The sequence below is a fragment of the Clostridium sp. C2-6-12 genome (assembly GCF_009928485.1).
GTDB lineage: Bacteria > Bacillota > Clostridia > Clostridiales > Clostridiaceae > Clostridium.
The window spans coordinates 1-22125 of the sequence record NZ_JAABNP010000012.1 but is presented as its reverse complement, the minus strand read 5'-3'; the positions used below and the strand labels follow the sequence as shown (position 1 = coordinate 22125).

27 protein-coding genes and 1 pseudogene are annotated in these 22125 nt (G+C 29.6%); 4 read left to right on the top strand and 24 right to left on the bottom strand.

What is annotated here, in order from left to right; all coding sequences use genetic code 11:
* Positions 1 to 173 precede the first annotated feature (173 nt).
* From GXK56_RS11565 to GXK56_RS11520, 11 genes are all read right to left on the bottom strand, one after another.
* On the bottom strand, positions 174 to 1061 hold the full coding sequence (locus GXK56_RS11565) for a PHP domain-containing protein (RefSeq protein WP_160687618.1): 888 nt from the start codon (positions 1059 to 1061) through the stop codon (positions 174 to 176).
* Positions 1062 to 1227: 166 nt separating this feature from the next.
* Positions 1228 to 2229 (bottom strand): ROK family protein, encoded by a 1002-nt coding sequence (locus tag GXK56_RS11560; protein ID WP_160687617.1) that lies wholly within the window; start codon positions 2227 to 2229, stop codon positions 1228 to 1230.
* 393 nt (positions 2230 to 2622) lie between these two features.
* Positions 2623 to 2799: a hypothetical protein gene (locus GXK56_RS11555; RefSeq protein ID WP_160687616.1), complete on the bottom strand. Its 177-nt coding sequence runs from the start codon at positions 2797 to 2799 to the stop codon at positions 2623 to 2625.
* A gap of 392 nt (positions 2800 to 3191) precedes the next feature.
* Complete coding sequence (locus tag GXK56_RS11550) at positions 3192 to 4103, bottom strand: GNAT family N-acetyltransferase (protein WP_160687615.1); 912 nt, start codon at positions 4101 to 4103, stop codon at positions 3192 to 3194.
* A 67-nt stretch (positions 4104 to 4170) separates the two neighbouring features.
* Positions 4171 to 4323 (bottom strand): hypothetical protein, encoded by a 153-nt coding sequence (locus tag GXK56_RS27780; protein WP_202127869.1) that lies wholly within the window; start codon positions 4321 to 4323, stop codon positions 4171 to 4173.
* Between the two features lie 24 nt (positions 4324 to 4347).
* Positions 4348 to 5223 (bottom strand): GyrI-like domain-containing protein, encoded by an 876-nt coding sequence (locus GXK56_RS11545; RefSeq protein ID WP_160687614.1) that lies wholly within the window; start codon positions 5221 to 5223, stop codon positions 4348 to 4350.
* Between the two features lie 295 nt (positions 5224 to 5518).
* Positions 5519 to 7768, bottom strand: a complete 2250-nt coding sequence (locus tag GXK56_RS11540) for a PEP/pyruvate-binding domain-containing protein (RefSeq protein WP_243156094.1) — start codon at positions 7766 to 7768, stop codon at positions 5519 to 5521.
* Between the two features lie 182 nt (positions 7769 to 7950).
* Positions 7951 to 8586 (bottom strand): TetR/AcrR family transcriptional regulator, encoded by a 636-nt coding sequence (locus GXK56_RS11535; protein ID WP_160687612.1) that lies wholly within the window; start codon positions 8584 to 8586, stop codon positions 7951 to 7953.
* 293 nt (positions 8587 to 8879) lie between these two features.
* Positions 8880 to 9071 carry a hypothetical protein gene (locus GXK56_RS27775; protein WP_202127868.1) on the bottom strand — a complete coding sequence of 64 codons (192 nt, stop codon included), beginning with the start codon at positions 9069 to 9071 and terminating at the stop codon, positions 8880 to 8882.
* 229 nt (positions 9072 to 9300) lie between these two features.
* Complete coding sequence (locus tag GXK56_RS11525) at positions 9301 to 10455, bottom strand: MerR family transcriptional regulator (protein ID WP_160687611.1); 1155 nt, start codon at positions 10453 to 10455, stop codon at positions 9301 to 9303.
* 297 nt (positions 10456 to 10752) lie between these two features.
* Positions 10753 to 11256 carry an Rrf2 family transcriptional regulator gene (locus GXK56_RS11520; protein WP_160687610.1) on the bottom strand — a complete coding sequence of 168 codons (504 nt, stop codon included), beginning with the start codon at positions 11254 to 11256 and terminating at the stop codon, positions 10753 to 10755.
* 206 nt (positions 11257 to 11462) lie between these two features.
* On the opposite strand from GXK56_RS11520, the gene GXK56_RS11515 reads away from it, so the two are divergent.
* Complete coding sequence (locus GXK56_RS11515) at positions 11463 to 11834, top strand: pyridoxamine 5'-phosphate oxidase family protein (protein ID WP_160687609.1); 372 nt, start codon at positions 11463 to 11465, stop codon at positions 11832 to 11834.
* 24 nt (positions 11835 to 11858) lie between these two features.
* A complete protein-coding gene (locus GXK56_RS11510) occupies positions 11859 to 12035 on the top strand; it encodes a 4Fe-4S binding protein (RefSeq protein WP_160687608.1) in 177 nt (58 codons plus the stop codon).
* Positions 12036 to 12182: 147 nt separating this feature from the next.
* Here GXK56_RS11510 and GXK56_RS11505 read toward each other — a convergent pair whose 3' ends face one another.
* Together GXK56_RS11505 and GXK56_RS11500 are read right to left on the bottom strand one after the other, a co-directional pair.
* Positions 12183 to 13043 (bottom strand): NADAR family protein, encoded by an 861-nt coding sequence (locus tag GXK56_RS11505; protein WP_160687607.1) that lies wholly within the window; start codon positions 13041 to 13043, stop codon positions 12183 to 12185.
* 76 nt (positions 13044 to 13119) lie between these two features.
* Entirely contained in the window at positions 13120 to 13773 is a 654-nt protein-coding gene (locus GXK56_RS11500) for a class I SAM-dependent methyltransferase (RefSeq protein ID WP_160687606.1), read from the bottom strand.
* Between the two features lie 501 nt (positions 13774 to 14274).
* Here GXK56_RS11500 and GXK56_RS28725 point away from each other — a divergent pair.
* Positions 14275 to 14355 (top strand): annotated as a pseudogene (locus tag GXK56_RS28725) (epoxyqueuosine reductase); the annotation flags it as partial.
* Between the two features lie 2 nt (positions 14356 to 14357).
* Here the strand turns inward: GXK56_RS28725 and GXK56_RS11490 are convergent.
* The gene (locus GXK56_RS11490; RefSeq protein WP_160687605.1) at positions 14358 to 14789 is read right to left on the bottom strand and encodes an EamA family transporter; all 432 of its coding nucleotides are present in this window, start codon (positions 14787 to 14789) and stop codon (positions 14358 to 14360) included.
* Positions 14790 to 15158: 369 nt separating this feature from the next.
* On the opposite strand from GXK56_RS11490, the gene GXK56_RS11485 reads away from it, so the two are divergent.
* Positions 15159 to 16004 carry an effector binding domain-containing protein gene (locus GXK56_RS11485; RefSeq protein ID WP_160687604.1) on the top strand — a complete coding sequence of 282 codons (846 nt, stop codon included), beginning with the start codon at positions 15159 to 15161 and terminating at the stop codon, positions 16002 to 16004.
* Positions 16005 to 16183: 179 nt separating this feature from the next.
* Here GXK56_RS11485 and GXK56_RS11480 read toward each other — a convergent pair whose 3' ends face one another.
* The 10 genes from GXK56_RS11480 to GXK56_RS11440 form a co-directional block, all read right to left on the bottom strand.
* Positions 16184 to 16594 carry a peptide deformylase gene (locus tag GXK56_RS11480; RefSeq protein ID WP_160687603.1) on the bottom strand — a complete coding sequence of 137 codons (411 nt, stop codon included), beginning with the start codon at positions 16592 to 16594 and terminating at the stop codon, positions 16184 to 16186.
* A gap of 212 nt (positions 16595 to 16806) precedes the next feature.
* Positions 16807 to 17592, bottom strand: coding sequence for an Rpn family recombination-promoting nuclease/putative transposase (locus GXK56_RS11475; RefSeq protein ID WP_160687602.1), 786 nt, complete (start codon positions 17590 to 17592; stop codon positions 16807 to 16809).
* A gap of 30 nt (positions 17593 to 17622) precedes the next feature.
* Entirely contained in the window at positions 17623 to 17877 is a 255-nt protein-coding gene (locus tag GXK56_RS11470; RefSeq protein ID WP_243156093.1) for a hypothetical protein, read from the bottom strand.
* Between the two features lie 61 nt (positions 17878 to 17938).
* The gene (locus tag GXK56_RS11465; protein WP_207710264.1) at positions 17939 to 18391 is read right to left on the bottom strand and encodes a hypothetical protein; all 453 of its coding nucleotides are present in this window, start codon (positions 18389 to 18391) and stop codon (positions 17939 to 17941) included.
* 85 nt (positions 18392 to 18476) lie between these two features.
* Entirely contained in the window at positions 18477 to 18698 is a 222-nt protein-coding gene (lepB, locus tag GXK56_RS11460; RefSeq protein WP_243156092.1) for a signal peptidase I, read from the bottom strand.
* Between the two features lie 100 nt (positions 18699 to 18798).
* Positions 18799 to 19263 carry a GNAT family N-acetyltransferase gene (locus tag GXK56_RS11455; RefSeq protein WP_243156091.1) on the bottom strand — a complete coding sequence of 155 codons (465 nt, stop codon included), beginning with the start codon at positions 19261 to 19263 and terminating at the stop codon, positions 18799 to 18801.
* Positions 19264 to 19332: 69 nt separating this feature from the next.
* Positions 19333 to 19962 (bottom strand): alpha/beta hydrolase, encoded by a 630-nt coding sequence (locus tag GXK56_RS11450; protein WP_347707949.1) that lies wholly within the window; start codon positions 19960 to 19962, stop codon positions 19333 to 19335.
* A gap of 41 nt (positions 19963 to 20003) precedes the next feature.
* On the bottom strand, positions 20004 to 20300 hold the full coding sequence (locus GXK56_RS28155; RefSeq protein ID WP_243156090.1) for a hypothetical protein: 297 nt from the start codon (positions 20298 to 20300) through the stop codon (positions 20004 to 20006).
* 48 nt (positions 20301 to 20348) lie between these two features.
* A complete protein-coding gene (locus tag GXK56_RS11445; RefSeq protein WP_160687599.1) occupies positions 20349 to 20486 on the bottom strand; it encodes a hypothetical protein in 138 nt (45 codons plus the stop codon).
* A 284-nt stretch (positions 20487 to 20770) separates the two neighbouring features.
* On the bottom strand, positions 20771 to 21496 hold the full coding sequence (locus GXK56_RS11440; RefSeq protein ID WP_160687598.1) for a metallophosphoesterase family protein: 726 nt from the start codon (positions 21494 to 21496) through the stop codon (positions 20771 to 20773).
* Between the last annotated feature and the right edge of the window lie 629 nt (positions 21497 to 22125).

Below are 22125 nucleotides of genomic sequence, written 5' to 3'. Positions count from 1 at the left end.
CTAGTTTCTAATAAACCAAGTTAATTTTAATTAATGATTAATGTTGAATAATGAATGACTAACCCAATAAACACTAGATTTGCACTATTAAACTTTAGTAACTCTACTTTAATATTTATTCCACCTTTTGTATTAATAGTGTATTTTATCATCTATCTTCAATTCACTATATACTATAAATTTATAAACTCCTCTAATTCGGACATGATAATATCCTCTTTGCCTTCACAATCTGTTCCACCAATAGAAATGCTAGGTTTAGTTTTTCCATGAAAGTCACTACCACATGTTAAAAGCAATTTGTTTTTTAAGGCAAATTCCTTATAAAATGCCACTTGCTCTTTACTATGATAGCTGCTATAAACTTCTAGTCCCTTAATACCACAAGAAATAATATCTTTCAATAAGTCTATATTTTCTTTAACATTGTTTCCAGGATGGGCAAGGACTGGTATACCACCACTTTCTTTTATAATTTTAATTGCTTCCTCTAAGTCTATATACTTCACTTCTGCATAAGCTGGTTTCCCTTGAGCACAGTAATCCCAGTAAAAATTAACATATGGATTATCATGTCTTGAACCATTTTCATAATATGGCATAAGTAATGGATTTTTATGCTCCTTATCAAATTCCATTGCCGCTTCAGCAATCATTTCACCATTAACTACTCCATTTCTAGCTAAGGAAGCTATAACCTCATCTGAAAATTCTATACCTAATTCACGAATCAATTTCATACGCTTTTTTGATGCTGTTTGTTCCTGAAGTATAATATTTTCTTCAATTTCATGAAATATTTTATTCTCATAATTAATTCCATAACCCAAAACATGCAAATTAACTTTACCAATAGAACAATCTAGCTCTATTGCTGGAATAATTTCAATATCCTTGCCAATACAGTATTCTTTTGCTTCCTTTATTCCATTTACACTATTATGGTCTGCAATAGAAAAATATTTTATTTTATTTTCCAAGCATAAATCAACCAATTCCTTTGGCTTAAATTCTCCATCATCACTACAATATGAATGCATGTGTAAATCAATATAACTCATTATAATTCTCTCCTTTTTCATTTTATATTTAATATTATTGCTAAATGTAGACTAGTTTCTTTCTCTTAACTTTTTAATGTTAAGTTTTATTGTCACAACTTTATAAACCCTCTTTATAAAGTGTGCATGAAGATATATAATCCATCAACATACATTTAATTGATCCTTACAGCTTTATCTTCGGTTCTAAATAATTTAAAGCAAGCTGCTTTATTCCAATTTCAAAATCATGATTTAATTCCTTAGAAATAATTATTTTTGGAATCATAATTTTTTCAATTTCAGAGCTGCATTTAATTTTAAATTCTGAAATAATATTATCACTTATTTCATCACCATATAAAACTATAATATCTGGATTATACATACATGAAAAAGCCAATAATGTCTTCAAAATTATTTCTTTCATTTGATCTTTATCAAAATCGAAATCTTCCCAATCTATACCTAGTGGAAGATATTTAATTTCACCTGCAAGCCCATTTCTACCTTTGTAAATACCTCCATTAATATAAATTCCAGCTCCAGGAGGATATTTGCTTGGAAAATATATTCCTATTACGCATTGACTTTCTGTTACCCCATGAGAACTGCAATATCCTTCAATAGCTGCATTTATATCATTTTCAAATATGACTGGCAAATTAAATTTCTCTTTAATATAAGTGGTGAAATATTGATCTTTTAGTTCCTTATAATCACTAATCAATAATCTTCCATCTACTTCTTCTCCTGGCATGCCAAAACTTATTACTTTTATATTGGGATATTTTAAAACCATTTTCTCTATCAAGTTATCAAAACTATCCCTTTTTATTTCAGTCATTTTTTTCTCAATTTTATCTACAATTTCCCCATATAAATCTGAAACGCATATAAATACTGTATCTTGAGAATTTTGCTCATACATATAAATAACTAATGCCAAACTAAATTCATTATTAAATCTATAGGCTGTTGCTGGTCTTCCTCCATTGGACGGCATTATTACATCTTCTATTACTTCCCCATTTTCAACAAGTATACTAACTAAAGAATTAATTGTTACTACACTTAAACCTGTTAGTTCTGCTAATTGTGGCTTTGATGCTATCTTTTTGAATTTAAATGCATTTCTCAGCTTATTTAAATTAATTTCTTTTTGTAAATTAGTATTTACAGTGCTCATAACTTTCTCTCCCAACTTTATAAAGTTACTTTATTAAGTCTATTTATAAAGAGTTTAAATTAAATAAATAAACCTGTCAATATACATAGTATAAAATTAAAAACTTAATTTAGAGGCTGATAAAAATCTTTCATTTATTATTCCATGCATCAACAATCATTTTCCCTTGTAAAGTACCTGCCTGTTTCGAATCAGTGTTTATAGCAAAATCACAAAAACCTAGCCTATACACCTACATATTATTTTCTCTCATAATTATATTTTTGTTTAAAAGTGTAATTTTGCCTATAAAAAAATCGCATATTCAGCTTGAATAATACGATTTTACAATATATTACTTATCTTTAGTTTTTCATTAATAAAAAATATTAAATATCACTCTTATTTTTAAAATTACTTTTGAATATTATTATGATTATCAGTTGCTAAATCATTTTTTGTATAATAATTACTTATATTATCGCCGCCAATAACATTGATACCTTTCTTAATAGGAGATATGAAAAATCCTAAAACGATCCCTATGGAAAATGCTGTTATTGATAGCATAAAGATTTCACTTTTTTTCAATTCTCTTCCCCCTGTATTCCTGCTCATTACTTCCTATTACTAACAATTATAACATAATTTATAAACTTAACAACTACTTACTTATTGATGGTATTATGAAATGAAAAGATCCATTTCATAATTATTATCAACATAAATGTCTTTACATACATCATGAAAACTGCCAGCAGGTTAAATCCACTGGCAGAAAAAATTTTTATTATTACCGTAAATGTTAATGTAACTAAATCCTGTCTTGTTACTTCAATTAACCACCCTCCAAAATTCAAAACTTTTCACCTATAAAAAATACTTAATATTCCCTTAAGCTTAAAAATGGACTATATGAGATTAAGTTTAAAAATCTAATCTCATATAGTCCTAGATTGATTGATTGAATGAATATAAAAACTCTACACATCATATCCAAATTCAATATTTACACAATACATTCTATACCCCAAAGACTTGTACAAATTTATAGCTGGTTTATTGTCACCATCAGTACAGAGAGTTGCCATGGTCTTACCATTGTTCTTAAGGTACTTTAAGGCTTCTGTAATAAAAGCTTTTGCCACGCCTTTTCTTCTCCACTCTGGTAAAACAAATATATTTTCAGTAGCACTTCTCTCTTCTGTTATTAAATAAGTCATTACACCACCTAAAAATTCATTATCCTTTGAAAAAGCAGCAAATGTAGCCCATTCTGGTGAATACCTCATCCAGCTTACTGTATCAAAGTTCCATGCTGCCCCATCATTACATTTTGCATCAGTTTCAACATAGCTCTTTACCTCGTCCGCAGTTTCCATCTTCCAATTCACAATTCTAAACTCTGGACTAGAATCACATGGCTTAATTTCCTCTGTTAAGTCGCGTTTCATCACTAATGAATTTCTATATGCAATGAAGCCCTTTGAAATAAAAAGATCCATTTCTTCATTATTATCAGCAGAAATATATCTTATCACTCGTATCTTTTTTCCTGGATAATCCTTTTTTATCTGCTTCGCCCTATCCAATATAACATCCATCAAAGAAGATCGTAAATTTTTGTGAGCCTCATATGATGGATTTATCCTTATATTTACACATAATCTATAAATATAATCTTGATTTTGAGAATTCTCCTCTATAGGAGTCCAAGATATATGAGGTTCTAAATCCGCCACACCTAAAATTTCATTTTCTGAATTTACTGCACAAAAAATATTAGCTGGCTTAAAATCTCCTTTATAACGGTATGACAGTTCTGCAACTTTATCAAAGCTGCCAATTTTATCAGCATCATCATTGCAATAATTTCTTATTATATAATCCTTCATGCTATTGCTCTTTCTTCCTCCATGTCTCTAAATTATATTCACTATAGATTTATATATAAATCTTACATTATTTATTTCCACATACCTTACATACCTTTATTGTTCCATCTTCAGTGAGTTTGTCCCAAAGCAGCTTTACACCAGTTCTTTTACAAACAGGACATGTTCCCCTCAAATTAAGTATTTTTTTTATATTATTACCTCTTTTAGTTTTTGCCATTGTGCCACCTCCTTCTATACATAATTATTCTTTTCTTTTTATAGGAATCCATACTTCACATATGTACTTATCATATGCGTCCCCATCCCAATAATATTTTTCTAAGCAAGGACCTTCTAATTGTTCAAAGCCTGATGAAGGAAACCATTCAGAATATATACGTTTCCATACATTTTGAATATAGATATTATCATCTATTGAACTTTTACCTTCAAAGACAGCCCAGGTACATGACGGTATGTCCAAAATTTTATACTCTTTAGGTACACCTGTTTCTGGAACTTCCCACCCCATCATATATCTTCTACTTCCATCCTCTTTGAAATCATAATGAATTCCGTGGAGCATATGTCTTTCATTATATCCTAGAAATTGATTAATCTTAAGGTGGGTTCCATCTTCCCAAATTTTATCACAAAATTCTGGTATTTCTTTGTATAAAACATTATTTACTGTAGTCGTTAAGAAATCCACACCAAAAACCTTAAATGAATTCTTTTCCACTATTCTATAATTCATTTCACACTCACCTTTAATTGATATTTCAAAAGAGAGCTTTGGAAATGCTTTAAGTCTTACATCACCCTTCTTTATTTTTGAAGGCGTTGCTCCGTGCATTCTTTGAAATGCTTTTGTAAAAGCATCTATACTTTCATAGCCATATTTTATAGCTACATCGGTTACCTTTACCTCTTTAGACGTTAATTCTTCTGCAGCAAGAGTTAATCTTCTATTTCTGATATATTCCCCTAAAGTAAATCCAGTTAATGCATGGAACATTCTTTGAAAATGGTATCGTGATACAAGGGCTACCTTCGCTATTTCATCTATATCTATTTGAGAGTCTAAATTGTCTTCAATATAATCAAGTGTTTTGTTAAGACTTTTAATTATTTCCAAATTTCTAACCTCCATGTAAGTATATAAAAAAATATAGTTTTATTCTCGACTTTTTGTGCTTTCGTATGTCCATTTTGAAATAAAGCTAAAATTATGTTTATTATAACATTACTTATAAATAAATTACATGACTGCACATAGTAGACTTTTGCTTTAATTAATTCTAGGTTGAATATGTTTATTGAATAAAAATAATTAAAGGAGAGAACCTAATTCAACTCTATGTGAATTTAGTTCTCTCCTCTTACTTATGAATAAATATAAGTTAAATTTAATTAAATATTATTTTATTTAGTTAACTTCTTTTCTTAACTACACCACTGCTCCCATTAACAATTACATAATCACCTGTTTTAAGTTCCGTTGTTGCAATTCCGCATCCTACAACTGCTGGAATACCAAGCTCACGTGCCACAATAGCTGCATGAGATAGTGGTGCACCAAGATCCGTAATAATAGCTGTTGCTTTAGGAAACAAAGGTGTCCAGCCAATGTTTGTCATAGTTGTTACAAGGATTTCTCCCTTTTCAAAAGCTTCTGCTTCCTCAAAGCTGTGCAAAACACGAACTCTTCCCTCAACTGTGCCTGGGGCACCTGCAAAACCTTTAATTACATTTTCATCCTTTACCGGTGCCTCTGCATTAGGATCATAATAGTCCTGTCTTCTATCCTTAGAATTAATCCATTCCTTTGGATTAAACCTGCCTCTAATTAACTGTGGAAAGACTGGCAGCTTTTGATATTCTTCAAAATTTTTGCGCCTTAAAGATAGCTTAACAAGCATTTCATTGTCTCCCTGCAAGAATTTAGGTACCTCAAAACAGTACATCATAAATATATCTTCGCCAATTCCAGTAACTGATCCAATTTTCAAAAGCAAATGTCTAATGACTCTAAAGACCTTAACAAACTCATTTCTCAATGATTCACGGGTATGTGCATCCTTAGAGACCTTTTCAAGCTTTTTCTCAAGCCACTGCTGCTTACCAGGGAATCTTTTCAAGAAAAGATCTTTACCCTTTATAAATTCACTTTGCTGCTTTTTCATTAATTCTGTGGCCCTTAAGTTTGTATTCTTAAATTCTTCGACTTGCTTTTCAATAAAAGAAGGATCATCTGCAGGATATTCATAATAAACCTCAAACTCATGAGGACTTCTATGTCCATAAAGCTCTAGGTACTTTTCAGGAGTTAAGCTGCCACTAATAACTTGCTCTATGGCCAGCAGTGGCTTCATACTTACTAGGCTTTGCTCACCGCTAAAATTAGAACATAACAAATTGGCCAATTCTTCCCCTGCCATCTTTTCAAATTTTTTTCTGAGGGTTACCAGTGTAGCACTTCCCGCTCCACCGAACCATATATTCCACAATGCAGATAAATAAGGTCTTAAGTCAGATTTCCAAAGTTCTAATAATTCCTCCCTGGTATTTGCATCTTCTATTCTTTTAAGAGTTTCCACATACCATACTGGTGTATTCTTTAAGTAATAAATCTTTTGTTTTTTTGAATCCCGCATCCTTTTTATACTCTTTTTTGATCTCTTAAACATCTCCCTGATTAAATAAGCCTTTCCAAAGGGATAAATAGGCACTTCAATGTTCTCAGGAATATTCCCAAACACGTCACTTATAAGTTCCTTAGCCTTTTCTACATTATATCCAAGTACTCTTAAGGAAGAAATCATAACACTGATATTTGAATATGTTCTGCCACATATATTACCAAACATGAAATACCCAGGTACCTTCTGGCACTCCAAATCCATCTCATGCAGCAAGCTCCAGGTAAAGGGGCTCATTACATCAGGTACGGCCTCTCCTACATTATTACTACTCCATAATGCATCTGTGTCAAGACTTTGATTTATCTCATAGGTATCATAATCAATGGTTTGAAGAGTTGTAATCGGACGTGCCTGAACTATATAAAGCTTTCCACCTTCCAACACCCATTCAATATCAAGCATGCAGCCAAAAATCTCCTCTGCTTTCAAGGCTGCTTTATACAAAGCCTTTACATTAGCTGCTAAGTCCTTATTACCATTATATTTTCCACCAATTCTAGAAATGGTAAAAGCATGAGCATTTTTCTCTCCTGAAACAAGCTGTTCTCCAGCACCAAATACAAAGTTTCCTACCATATTTACATGACTTCCCGTAATTGGGTCTGCAGAAAAAAGAACTCCTGCTATCTTTGCATTTATCATACTTTGAACTACAACTGCAATTTTATGTTCATCATTAATACCATGAACTTTACTATATTGGCTCACACGCTCTGACTTTGCAGATGCTGCAACCTTTTCTATTGCAGAAAACACATCAGTTCTTGGCACATACAGTACTGATTCAAACTCCCCTGCAAATGAAGTTTTTGCACTGTCCTCTGAAAGCGCAGAGGAACGAACTGCAAAAGTGCTCTCAGACATCCTTTCAAGGCATTTTTCAATGTCTAAGTGTGCAGCTTTCTTTAATTCATTATTTTCGAAGGCCTCAGACAAAATAACAAATCCATTAGGTACAGCAATCCCTGCATTATACATCCTACAGAGGGAACTTCCTTTTCCCCCTGCATAGCCAAGTCCTTCGTTAGTAATATCACTAAAATTATAAGCGAATTTCATACTATTCTTCCTCCTTCATTACATTTCTTGGGATACGAGCACTTAGAAACTCTCCTTCCACCAGAAAATTACTTATGGTAGATCTTTTATACATTTTTAATCTACTTGTAAAATGCAGTACGCAGCAGAGTTATATATTCATCTATTTCTCTTATATACCGTTCATGTTCCTTGTTGTAATCTTCAACAAGTTTTCCCTCTAAAGTCTGTGCATCACTGTAGCCTCTAAGGGTATATATAATAATGTCGATTACCTTTTGAATATTGTTATTTTCTTTAAAAAGAGATAGATTAATGTCCTTAAGTATCTTCTTCTGTGCATCAAGAAACATTTCAGTTGAGTACTTATTAATTTCTGAAGATACCGCAGGGTCTTTTTCAAAATAAGCTGATGCTACAAAGTCGAAAATAGAAGGATATTTATTTGTTAACTGTAATTTTAATAAAAACATTTTACGCAATCTCTCTAAAATATCCTTTTCCCCCATATCAATCTGAGCATAAAAATCCTGCATTATGGTATCACTTGCATATTCAAATAAGAATATGTACAAATCCTTTTTTGTTCCGAAATAATGAAAAAGTAAGCCCTTTGATATTTCGGCTTCAGAAATTATCTCATCTGTAGCTGTTTTCTTGTAGCCATTCTTTGCAAATTTGCTCATAGCCACCGTAAGTAAGTTGTTGCGCTTCGTATCCTCCATTGTAAATATCTTGTGTTTTCTTAATTCTTCCACTTAAGCATCTCCTCACTATAATATTGACTGATTTAGTCAATATTATATTCTCATTGACCATAACAGTCAATAGAGTGCGTAAAATATTTATTGAGAGTTAGTACAACTAAAAAGTTCTCTAAACAAAAATAAGAAGTACCTTTTTAGATACTTCTTATCATTGTACTTTTAACTGTTACGTCATATAAATAATACTTGCTTTACAAATTGAAATTTGCATAATAGAAATGTTATCTTAACTTTTGTTTTATTATTACAACATAATAACCTTAGACTATACATAGCTTGTAAATTTATTCATTGATTGCACTTGTTTTCTCTGGACAATTTTCATATTTAAGATTATGTCCGACACCATTAAAAACAATGCAAGGAATGTTTTTCTCTGCGCAATAACTTTTCAAAAAATTGTAATTCATATGCTTATCTTCTGTACCAACAACCATTCCTATTAAAGGAATTTCAGAAAAACAAATCCTCTCCAACAAACATTGATTATTATCAATAGCACTTTTGGCATAATCAACTGTTGGATAAAGTCCTTTTTGCCAATTTGTATAAGATACTGTTTATTCTTCATAATTCAAAATCTCATTATATATATTATCTATTTCCAAAATATAATCTAATGTAGCAAGCCTAATCATAGTTTTTCTCCTTTATTGCTGTTTATCTTTTAGTTGATTATATTATATTTGACGAATATGAGACTATTCAATTTTCAGAATAAAACTTCAACGCTTCTCCTATAAATTTAGATGCACCATTTCCATATTTCTTATCAGTAACTTTTATATAAATGTCATTTGATAAATAAAGATCTGCAGTATACCCTAAATAATTTTCTCCAGCATCTACTTTTAAATCTTCATTCTGCTTTTTTGTTTCATTTGCTATTTCATTTACAATTTCTTGGATTTCTTTTGAATAAGGGTCTTTATTGAAATCAGATGTAAGCTTATTGTATAACTCTTCTATTTTAGGCAGCTTAGTACTAGGGCACTTTTTTAGAGCTTCTCCTATAAATTTAGATGCACCACTTCCATATTTATTATCTACTGCTTCTATCCATTCAGGTAATATGGAATAAGTTTTCACCATATAGTACCAATAATCATCTCCTCTTTCACCTTTGAAAGCGTCATAATCTTTTTTTGATATATTTGCAACTGCTTCAGCAATTTCTTGAATCTCCTTTGAAGCAATGTCTTTACTTAAATCAGCTGTAAGCTTATTAAATAAGTCTTTTAATTTAGGATGCTTATCTTCTAAACAATCTTTTTTATACTTATCATATTGCTCTGCTAAAGATATTGTAGCACTATTAAGATTATTTTTTACTGCCTTAGCATATTTTTCGATACTTCCATATTGTTTTATAGCCTCTTTCGCAATTTCATCTTCCTTAGCTTTACATTTTTCAATAAATTCATCATATTTTTCAATGCTTCCATAGTTTTGAATTACTTTATCTTCATGTTCTGTTTTATATTCTTCTAATACATTATAATATTCAGTCATATCAAATTCTTTAAAATTCATGGTTCCCTCTCCTTTTAAGGTTTTATTTATAAGTTTTATTAAACCATTCAATCTCTTTTGTTTTAATATAAGCAGCTTTTTTTGATTTTTTAATGCCTCCATTTTATCAAAGTAAGGACTTGTCATTATATCTTTTATTTCCTTCAAAGGCATATCAAGCTCTTTAAAGAATAAAATCTGCTGCAGAGTTTTAAGAGCTTCATCGTCATAAAGCCTGTAACCTGTTTTTGTAATTTTGCTTGGTTTTAATAAACCTATTTCATCATAATAATGTAGTGCGCGCACACTTATTCCTGTCAGATCTGATATTTGTTTTACTGTCCTCATTTCTACACCTCGGAGTTTAATTTTAAGCTTTAAAAATAATATCTAATAATTGTCGACAAGAAGCCTTGGTAATATATCCAAGCTCTACTTTTATATTACACTATGACGTAATGTTAGGGTCAACAAATTATAAAAGAATTATATTTTATCCTTAACCTCCTTCAAAAAAAGAAGAAGATAACCTAATCCAGCGCCATATGGACTTGGCTATCTTCTATTACTTATGAATAAATCGAAGTTAAATCTAAAAATATTATGTTAATTAGATGCAATTCTATTTAAATTTTACCTATTTAATTATTTCCTGCTATTATTAAACCATTCAATTGTTGCTTTTTCCACATCTTTTGGAAGTTTTTTATTATACACCTCATTATATAACCACCATAATGTCTTTGTATTTAAATATTTTTTCATTTCATTTTCTGCTTCTGACATTACTACTTTTATTAAACAAGGACATTTTGTATGAGTTTCTGGCAAGTTATCCTTATCCAATAATATATTATTTTGCCTGATTTCAGCACATTGAAAAAAGTCTTCACTTCCTTCTATTGCTTCTATTACATTCCAAAATGTTATATCTTCTGCGCTACGAGCTAGTGCATATCCTCCTTTTACCCCTGGTATAGATTTTATAATTCCTGACTTACTTAATTTAGCATATACTTTTGATAAATATGTTTCTGAAATACCTTGAAATGTTGCTAAATCCCTTATTCCTACAGATTTACCTGCTTCTAAATTTACCATATATAATAAGCAATGTAGTGCATATTCTACGCCCACTGAAAATTTCATTTGTTTTTACTCCTTCTTATTTCTCTTATTCTTTTCTTAATAATATATCATTATCTATTTCTATTCAATATATTAACCTGATCCGAAATATATAAAATAATTTTAGGAAAACATTTTATTGACAATAAACAAAAAATATAATATTCTAATCATAGATACATTGTATCGACGATTAAATATATCCATTATATGAGGAGGAATATAAAATGTTTACAGAAAAATTTTTAGAGGTATTAAATCATGAAGGTGTTGTTTCTATTGTAACTTGTTCAAATAATGAGGCTCATGTTGTAAATACATGGAATAGTTATTTAGTTATTGTTGAGGATAATAAAATTTTAATCCCAGCTGCTGCTATGATTAAAACAGAAGAAAATATCAATGCTAATCCTAAGGTTAAATTAACACTTGGTAGTAAAGAAGTTATGGGACATGCATACATAGGAACTGGTTTTTTACTTGAAGGAACTGCTAAATTCTTAAAATCTGGAGAGCACTTTGAAAATATGAAAGAAAAATTTTCATTCCTAACAAGAGTATTAGAAATTACAGTTAACTCTTGTAAGCAAACATTATAATTTTAAAAATTCAAGGTGAAAATTATGCCTAGAAGAATTAACAAATCAGACTGTGTAGGTTGTGGTTCTTGCCAAAGGGTATGTCTTGTTGGGTGTATAGCACAAGGAGACCATAAAAAAAGAATAATAAATGAATCTGCCTGTGTTGACTGTGGAGCTTGCCAACTCACTTGTCCTAAGAAATGTATTTACGCAAATTAAGTGAAATGATAAATTAAAATGGCATTAACAAAAATATAAAGATATACTATTTCTACTCCTAAAACAAAAGCGTTTAAACATCACACTTCCAAAGGCTTGTGGCGTGATATTTAAACGCTTATTATTTCTTTACTTTATTAATATTAGTTAATTATACTTCTCATGCAGCGAAGCAAAATCAATCATATTACTATTTTTACATACTCTTTTTATTTCATTTCTAACTTCCATTAGCGCAAATCCAAGTAAATTTTCTCCACGCCACAATTTGGGATTTTTAATATCAACATCCTCCTCCGCCATCTGTATTCCCCAAACATTATCATAAGGACTTGCCTCTACTAATATTTTATCTTCAGTTGAAAGAAGAAAGTTTTTTAACTTTTCATTTTGAATAAACTTATTATAATTTCCATTTATAACAATTGAATATTTAACATCATTCCAAATCTCTTCATCAAAATTCTTTACCTTACGCCCAAGACCTTTTATTTCATTAGGATTATTACAACTCATAATTTTTTCTTCTATTTCTTTATCTCCAAAAAGTCTAGCTTTTTCAGCCATCATATATTGTTCCATAAATAAATATTTAACATGTCCAACATTAAAGCTGCTCTTCCACCACTGACTAAAGCAAGATTTTGAAATAGAACCTTCTTTTTTAGGATGATGTCCCCAAAAATAAATATATTCTAAATTTTTACCTGCTGTATATTCTGAAATAAGATTATTCAAATCATATTCAGGCTTGCCATCTTCTTGCCAAAAGTATGTCCAATAATGATTATATCTATAAATATTATCACCTCTTTCCCACCTTTTAGGCTCTGGAAACATTTCTTTATACTTTTTCTTCTCATCCTCTTTTAAATTATTAAACCACAAATAAAAATCAATTGCATATCCTTCACCATATCCCATTCTCCAGCCAATGCTTCCATTTTGAATATGAGGATACATTAGCCATAGTGGAGCCATTAACTTGTTGCCATCTTTATTTTCCATAATAATATATCTCCTTAAATCTCAGATTTAATAATCAACACCCACAAATTACGTTCTTACTCCATAATTTATTTGGTTACTTTATAGCTTTTATCAATGCAGTTTTATTCCATTTCTTTTCAACTGAAATGATGTTAAACCCTGTGTCAGAAAGTAAACTAAGTTCTGTATCTAATGCAAGTGGAACATCAATATGAATGCTTCCAAATGGAAGTTGCTGTCTTTCATATAACTCATTTGCATTATTTAGCAAGTTAATTTCGGTATCCTTGTCTTTACAAACAGTATCACCATTAATAAAACAAGCATTTGATTTTAAACAATTATATATTTTTCTATAAAGTTCTGCTTTTTGTTGCACCGTAAAGTGATGAAAAGAATATGTGGAAAGTACTAGGTCAAAATTATCATCAGCAAAATCAACATCAAAATATGACTGACAGATAGTATTTAATGTTACTTTCGGATGCAACTCCTTTTTCTTTAACTCTTCCAACATCCCTGATGAAATATCAATGGCTGTAACTATTGCTGAATGTTTAATCCTTTCTATTTCAAGTCCTGTGCCACATCCAAGAACCAAAATATTTGTTGGTTTTCCACATATATTAATTTGTTTTTCTATTTCATCATAAAACTCACTCATACCTAAATCTTCATAAAAATTTCTATCATAATCCGAAGCACATTTATTAAAATGAATATCCATATTATCAATTTTAAAATCCATATTTATTCCTCCAAATAAAATATAATATACTATTTCATGTGGAATATTATCATACCGGCTACAAACATAGCCTAATCACCCCCTTTTAACTATAAATGTTTATGAATCAAAAGAACCTATAGATCCGTTCTTGTTTGGGAATACTAAGTCTCAAATTATAAACTCTAAAAACTTCACTATATCAACTTTTGCTGAGCTGAAATCTTATTATTTCAATATATCAAAAAAGCCTCCCCCGTAAAAGGACGAAGACTTATAAATTCAACATCTAATACGGCATACTATCATATGCGTTCCTATTAACAGTAGAAAACCGCCAGTGTTTACTTACAATCAAGCTTTCAATCTGGCACTCAGGAGTGATTTATAATGATTTTCTTATAGCATCGGCTCTCACCATTCCCGACTCTCTGTAACGTTTGATAAATCATTACGCTCTCCTTCAAAGTGTTTATTATTTCCATTAATTGTATCAGATTGTAAATTTAATTACAACCCCATATATGTGTAAAGCACTGTCCATCAGGTGTATTGACTTTAGATGGCTATGACAAATATAAATGTTTTGTGGTACTAAGAAAATTTTATTTCAAATTAACAAAAATTAATCCTACCATGCAGCATACAATTCCTACTATTTGATATAAACCAATATGGTCTTTATAAAATAAAACACCAATAATAATTAATAAAATAGCTAATGAAACATTTGCAACTAAGGACCCTCTACTTATATTCCAGCCTACTCTATACATATAAAGATACCCTATTTCTACTCCTAAAATTGCCAATCCAAGAATATAACTTGTCCAATTTAACTTATTTACATCAGTTAAAATCTTACTTGGCTTAGAAGTTATACAATACATTGCTATAGCCATAACCATACCCACCAGGTAAGTTATTGCTAATGATAAAAATGAATTTGCTTCTTTGGGTATATTCTTGGCTGTTAAATGATAAGCAATATTTGAGATAATAATTATAATAATCGGTATAATATAGTTAAATGACATGAAAAACCTCCTAAAACAAAAGCGTTTAAACATCACACTTTCAAAGGCCTACGGCGTGATATTTAAACGCTTATTATTTTCTTTATCCGGCGACAAAGAAATAATTTTATTATTTTTATACTTATTATAACATTTTGAAAAAATAATTCAAACCAAAGACCACTCCTTCAATAAACATTTCTTCAACCATAAATCCCTAAAAAAGCATTAGTTATAATGGAAATATCTATTATTATCACTCATTGTATTAAAAAAAACTTTAACAGTAAAACTTTATTATTTTTTCATCTAAGCAAGTTTTGTCATTCATTAATATATTGAAAGCCTTTATACTATAATCAAGCTTAAGCTATAAAGGAGATGTCTCTTATGGATGAAAAAATACTAGGGGTAATTTTAAAGATTGAAAGAGAACCATTTGAAGATTGGAGCCTTGAGAATGTGTCAAGGGAAGCAGGGTATTCATCATTTCACTTCCACAGAATTTTTAAAGCCACAACAGGTATCACGCTCTTTCAATTTGTACGCTACAGGCAGATGCAGGCAGCCGCAAAACTTGTAATTATGGAGAAAAAGTTTGAAGACATTGCATATCAATGTAAATTCTCATCAGCCGAGGCTTTTTCAAGAGCCTTCAAAAACTATTTCGGAAAAAGTCCAAAGGAATTTCAGATGAATCCGGATAAGTTTATAAAAAATTATGAAATAATTGAAAAAGGAGTTGTGAGCATGAATTGTAAAATAATAGAGCTAGACAAAGATATCCTTATAGTTGGTGTTCCAGTAGACACAAATCCATCAGTGGATTTTAATATCTCCAGTGCATGGAAGGAATTATCTGAAAAGTGGAATGATATTTTGTATAAACCTGATAGACCGAGAGCTTTCGGCTTGGAAAAATACTATTCAAACAACATGTACCGTTCTGAAGGGATAACCTACACTGCATGTGTGGAGGTTTCAACAGCAGACGTAATACCTGAAGGAATGGTTAAAGACATAATTCCTGCCGGAACCTATGCAGCCTTCACCCATGTTGGGCCAACAGAGAACCTTGATCAAACCTTCCGCTATGCTTATACCGAAGGACTAAAAAATGAAAAGCTTATACCAAAGGGTGATTATGACATTGAAGTATATGACGAAAGATATAAAGAAGGTAGCCCAGATTCCAAGCTTGATATTTACATTCCTGTTAAACCTATGACCGAATAAACATTGAATCTTCTTAGTATAAAAGAAGGTGTACTTAAACTGTACACCTTTACTCTTTTCTGAACCCTAGCTAAATGCGCTTAGCCAAAGAATATTTTCATTGTATCTGTATTAGATGATAACCACTTATATTTAAATTCCTCAACTCAGAATTTAACAAGTGTAATGTATCTTTTTAATTAGATTATTATCCCTTCAAAATGATCCATTTCATGTTGAATTATTTGAGCTGTAAATCCATTAAAAACTTGCTTTTGCTTCTTAAAATTCCTATCAAGATATTCCACCTCAATAATTTCATATCTCTTTGTTTTTCTAAAGCCAATTAAAGATAAACAACTTTCTTCTGTTTCATAAAGCTTTTCCTTCTTTAAAATAACTGGATTTATCATAGGCACAATAAGGCGGCCTACAGCAAATACCAATACACGCTTTTTTACTCCAATCATATTGCCAGCCAATCCAACACAACAGTCTAAATTTGCTCTTAATGTATCTATTAAATCATCAATTACTGCAATATCATTTTTATTTGCCTCTTCTGATTTTTGTCCTAAAAACAATATATCTTTTACTATTGGTTTTACCATTTCTTTGTACCTCTTTTTCTATTATAATTTTTTGTAATAAATAAGTATATGATAAGAAAAAGCACCTATCAGACCAAGAATAGCGCTTTTCCTAATTAACAAAATAATAATGTAGTTAATAAAATTCAATAGCACTAAAGCAAAATAAACATTTTTTTAAAGAGGCCAGCACCAAATATTATATAAATTCCTCATTCTCTATTTCTGTAAGATTAATTAGAATTTTTATTTTTTACTGTATCTCTTACTAATTCAACATCTATTTCATTTATCTCTGCAATGTATTCTATAGAAAGACCTTTACTATACTGTTTTAATATCAGTTGTTTTATTATTTCTTTTATGCCTTCTTCTCTACCTTCTTTTATGCCTTCTTCTCTAGCACCTTTTAACCTGCTCTGCTCATCCATAATTGCTTTTTCTCTCATTTCTGCAAGCATTATAGCTTCTTTATCACCGCTAATTTTGTATAAGACATCCATTGCTTCCTTAATTTCTCCATCGGTTTTCATAAATTCCTCAATCTCCTTTCCTGTAGGATTTGATAAAAATGTTAGCCATTTATGTAACTTGTTATTGTAATCTTTATTAGTTTCTGTAAATTTAGGTAACTCAATAAAAATATATTCAAGTAAATCTGTTAAAGGCTTTTTGCTTTCTTTTTCAAATAATCCATACTTTTTAATAAAATTTTCATCGTCTAAATAATTAAAATTTAATATATTAATCGTTACAGTCTTATTCAAGCAAGCATAGTCTTCACCTTTTACAAGTTGACTAATTAACATTTTAGCCATATAGAATATTGTTCGCTTAATCATATTATACTGGTTTATAAGCTGTATTTCTACATTTACATGCATACCAATTTCAGTTGTTATATGTAAATCTAGAATACTAAGTTTTTCACTTGTAATTAATGATACATCAAGGTTTTTTTCTTCAAATTCAACCTCTTTAATTGCATTTCTTCCATTTAAATTTAATATGGAATTCAAAAAGCTAATAAGCTTGCATTTTCCAATATTTCAGCCTCTTTTGATGCACCACAGTTTTTTATGCAATAATTGTTTCATTAACATAATCTTTTGTTGAATCATAAAAAAAACCTTCCATGCCTTCCATTTGTAGCTCTGTATCATAATCAATAATAAATATAATTGAGGATACTTTTTAAGCTCATTTCTTTCTATTGTTTCAATATATATATTTGCCATTGATTGTAAAAAATCATCAGCACTCATTTCATTTATTCTAGCTAAAGTTTTATCAATAAAATTCATCCCAAAATCTCCTTAGCGACTTACTATTTAAACAATGTTGAGTTTAATTTATTTATTATATTTAGTCAAATGTTATAATTTCTTTTTTATATTCACTCTTTCCAGCTCCATAATCATAACTTAATTCAACAGATTTATTCTCTAACCATTTTAGGTCGTAATGATTATTTGAAAATGGCCTATAGCCATCATCAGTTGTTATTGAGTTATTTAAATCTTTAATAAATATAAAGCCTTCTCTTTTATAAAATGTACTACGACCAGCCAATAAAAAAGAACTTTCTTCAACAACCAATGTATGAGATTTATCAGGTGCATCAAAATAAAAGTAAATATTCTCATAATTAAACAATGAATACCTAAATAATAACATTCCTATAGATATGATTGTTATAAAATTTATCATATACTTTATTGATTTTCTTACATATTCATTTACAATTAACATAATTACTATTACAAGTGATATATTTACTATCAAATCAATAGTTGACTGGTTTATGTTTGTAACCAAAAAATATGTATCAAAACCTTCATTTAAAATAAAACATAGTATTTTAAATAATATCAAAATGTATAAAAATATCTTTATTTTATTATTATGTATTCTTTTTCCCATTAAATTTACTATCCTTTTTTACAAACTCCTCTTTAATATCATTTCCATTTATATTAACAACACCATTTTTTATTGCTATGTGATCTCCTGGTAATCCAACGACTCTACTAATGATTTTTTCTTTTAATTCATCAGATTCAAATATAATAATATCATCATTACTTACTTTCCTCACTCTTTTAGGTGGTGTAACTTTTTCCATTATACTTTCTCCTTTTATCACCATAATGTTTTTATTAAATTAAACATATTTTTATATCTTTTTTCAATTATAAATGTACTAACATAGTTGTCCCTTGCAATTATTTGAATTTTTCAAGTCTATACAATAGTTCATCATCAACTTTATCATTTCCATTCTTATAGTCATAACCAAGTCTTCTATAAAATTCAACAGCAGTAATTGATGCTGGAATTTCTATTCTTCTAGACCTTAAAAAGTATTCATCTTGTTCTAATGTTTCAATTATCTTTCTTCCAATTCCTTTTCCTTGATATTCAGGTAATACGAATATTGTAAATAGACTACTTTCTTCCTTACTTCCCCAATATGGACCTATTGAGCCACATCCAATTAATTTGTTATCTTCACAAACCACATAACTGTGTGTACATTTTGCTCTCTCTATTAAATACTCTGCTGTTAATATTTTCACGTCATTTTCAATATATTCTGCTGAATAATCATTAATATTTGTTTCTCTCAAAGTTCTTGCTATTAAATCTGAAACTTCTTCTGCATCACTTTCTTCAAATCTTCTTATCATAATAAGATTCTCCTTTCGTTTATAAATAAAAAAATAATAAAAAGCTATCCTTCTTGACTGTAATTTCAATTATTCCTCTATAAGTCCCTTTAATTTTTCAACTATATAATCAGTATTAGTCCAATGAATATAGTGACTAGAATTTTGCAATGTTTCCTGAGAACTAAGGTCTGACCAACTTAATAGTTCTTTCTGAGTTTTCTCCCAACTTTCACCGCTATCTGAGGATATAATAACTAAAGGAATATCATTAAGATGCCCCTTCGCTATTACTTCTCTAGCATTTTCATTTATATTACTAATATATTCTAAATTACTTGTATTCCCAAGATATTTATAATACATAGCTGCATCTATATTCTTCACATCATTTGATATGGAATTATAACGTAAATCCTCACCAAGTAAAGGAAGCTTAATTCCTAAACATCCTAATGCTCTTGCAATTCCTGTTACTCTCAATCCAGCACTAAATCGGTTTAATATATATGATTTCATTTCAGAGTCATTTGCATAAAATTCTGGACTTCCCCCATCTAATAAAACAATTCCTTTAACTTCATTTGGGTATTTTTGTGCAAAGCTTATTACTTCTAAAGAAGCCAAGGAATGTCCCACCAATATATAAGGTGATGTTTGTCCTGATTTTTCAAGGAGTTCATGCAACTCTTCTGTTAAAACATCTATAGTTCTAGGCATATTAGCTTTTTCACTCCATCCAAATCCAGCATTATCAAAGCTTACTGTTCTTGCATAGGGCCCAGCTCCATCTGAATTCTGTAAAAATCGGTGAATGAACTTGGTGTTCCAGATCCTGCTACAAAAACAACTGTATTTTTCCCACTTCCTGTAGAATGTACATACATATTATGATTATTAATATTAAATACTTCTCCCTGAGGTAATAATATATTTGCTTCTTTTTCAATCATAATTCGTTGCCATACTCCTCCAGTTAGAAGTATTATTATAATAAATATAAGAACTTTTTTAATTTTTAATTTTCTTTTACTTATACCTTTCCCAACTCCATTCATATGGATCTCCTTTAGTAAAACTTTGCTTTAATATTTTTCAACTGCTCTTCATATTTTATTTGAAATATTCAATAACAAATCACAAAACTTATCATTTTCAGTGTACTGAGGAAAATGTGCTGAATTTTCAAACCAAATAAATTCTTTATTTGGAGCTTCCAGCATTTCATAATACTTTTCTACCAAAACTGATGGAGTAATATAATCATATCTTCCTGCACAAAATTTAATAAATAATTATATCCAATTAATATGATTAGACTAATAATAACCGTAACAACTTCTAATTATATGAATAATAGGAAATTTAATTTATTACGAGTATATTCTAGTGCTGTACTTATATATGATATTACGCATTAAAAAAACCGTAAATTAAATCCTCCTGAATAATACGATTTTATAATTTGTTATTTAATTTTATTGATTCATAATTTAAGGATAATGTGCCATATTAACAATTATATCTATTACATAGAAGCATTCAATATAATGCTTTTATATTCATTCAGTAGAGGAAATTTATTGTCAATTGCTATTTTAATAATCTCACCTACAGGATAACTAATTCTTCTATTTATTAAATTAACTCTATCTTCAACAAAATCTAAAATTCCATAGGATATTCTATTATCACCATCAAGTGAATTACCTATACTCCCCACATTAAATATCATTTTATCATCTACTTCACCTATAAAAGAAGTATGAGAGTGTCCGCTTAAAATAAGTTGTTCTTCTACACCTTTTATTGCTTTCTTAATTTCTTCTTCTGAAACATTGCTATCTATTGCTTCAACTATCGATTGAGGTGTTCCATGAACACAAAGTATGTTAATTCCATTTAAATTAATTGAACACTCTAATGGTAATTCTTTAAGAAATACTATTTGCTCTTTTTTCAAATTATCTTTTGCGTATTTATAGTATAAATTTAATTCCTTTTCTCTTCTTGTTAAAGGTATCCAAACATCTGTAATTTCTTCAAGCCATAAATCTGTATTTCCTTTAATCCATGCTATAATTTCTAAATCCTTATCCTTTAGCATTTCAAGTGACTGCAAAGGCATAGGCCCCTTCATTATTACATCACCTAAAATAATAATTTTTTTGATACCTAAACTTTTCAAATCATTTATTGCATATTGTAATGCTACTCCATTACCATGAATATCAGACAAAACTGCCACCCTCATAAAATGCCTCCTTGATTTATATAGTTAATTTCTTTGTAATAATTGTCTATCATACATTATTATAACATTTTTTGCTAAAATCGCATTATTCAATTTTCAAAGAACATTTATATAATTTACTACATCAAATCTATATGGTATAGACATAATTAGCATAATTATAAGACTACAACTTATCCAATCCTTTTAATTCTTCTTAATCTTTTTAATGGAATTAATGCAGGCATTATGCTAGTAACAATATATGGGTAAATAATAATTCCAAAACCATTTATGAAAAAAGTTGTTATTCTTGAAAATAGACATGGCAAGAACAATAAATATCATTCAAATAAAAAATTTTCACCATGGCAGTTTACTTTTACAAAAGCAATATGGACATTTGAGCATAAATTTCACCTCAATTACATTAATATACTATAGAAGGTAACCTTCTTCTAGTCACATTAACTTCCCGTTATATATAATATCAACTCACCAAAAAAATCCCATCATTTTTTGAATCCATCACTCCCACCATACCACAATTTTACAATTGATCCTATATTATTCCTTGCCACCTTCCCTAAATAGAAATCGAGTAGGAGCTAAATAATTATTTTATTTAGCGTCCTCTCACACCACCGTAC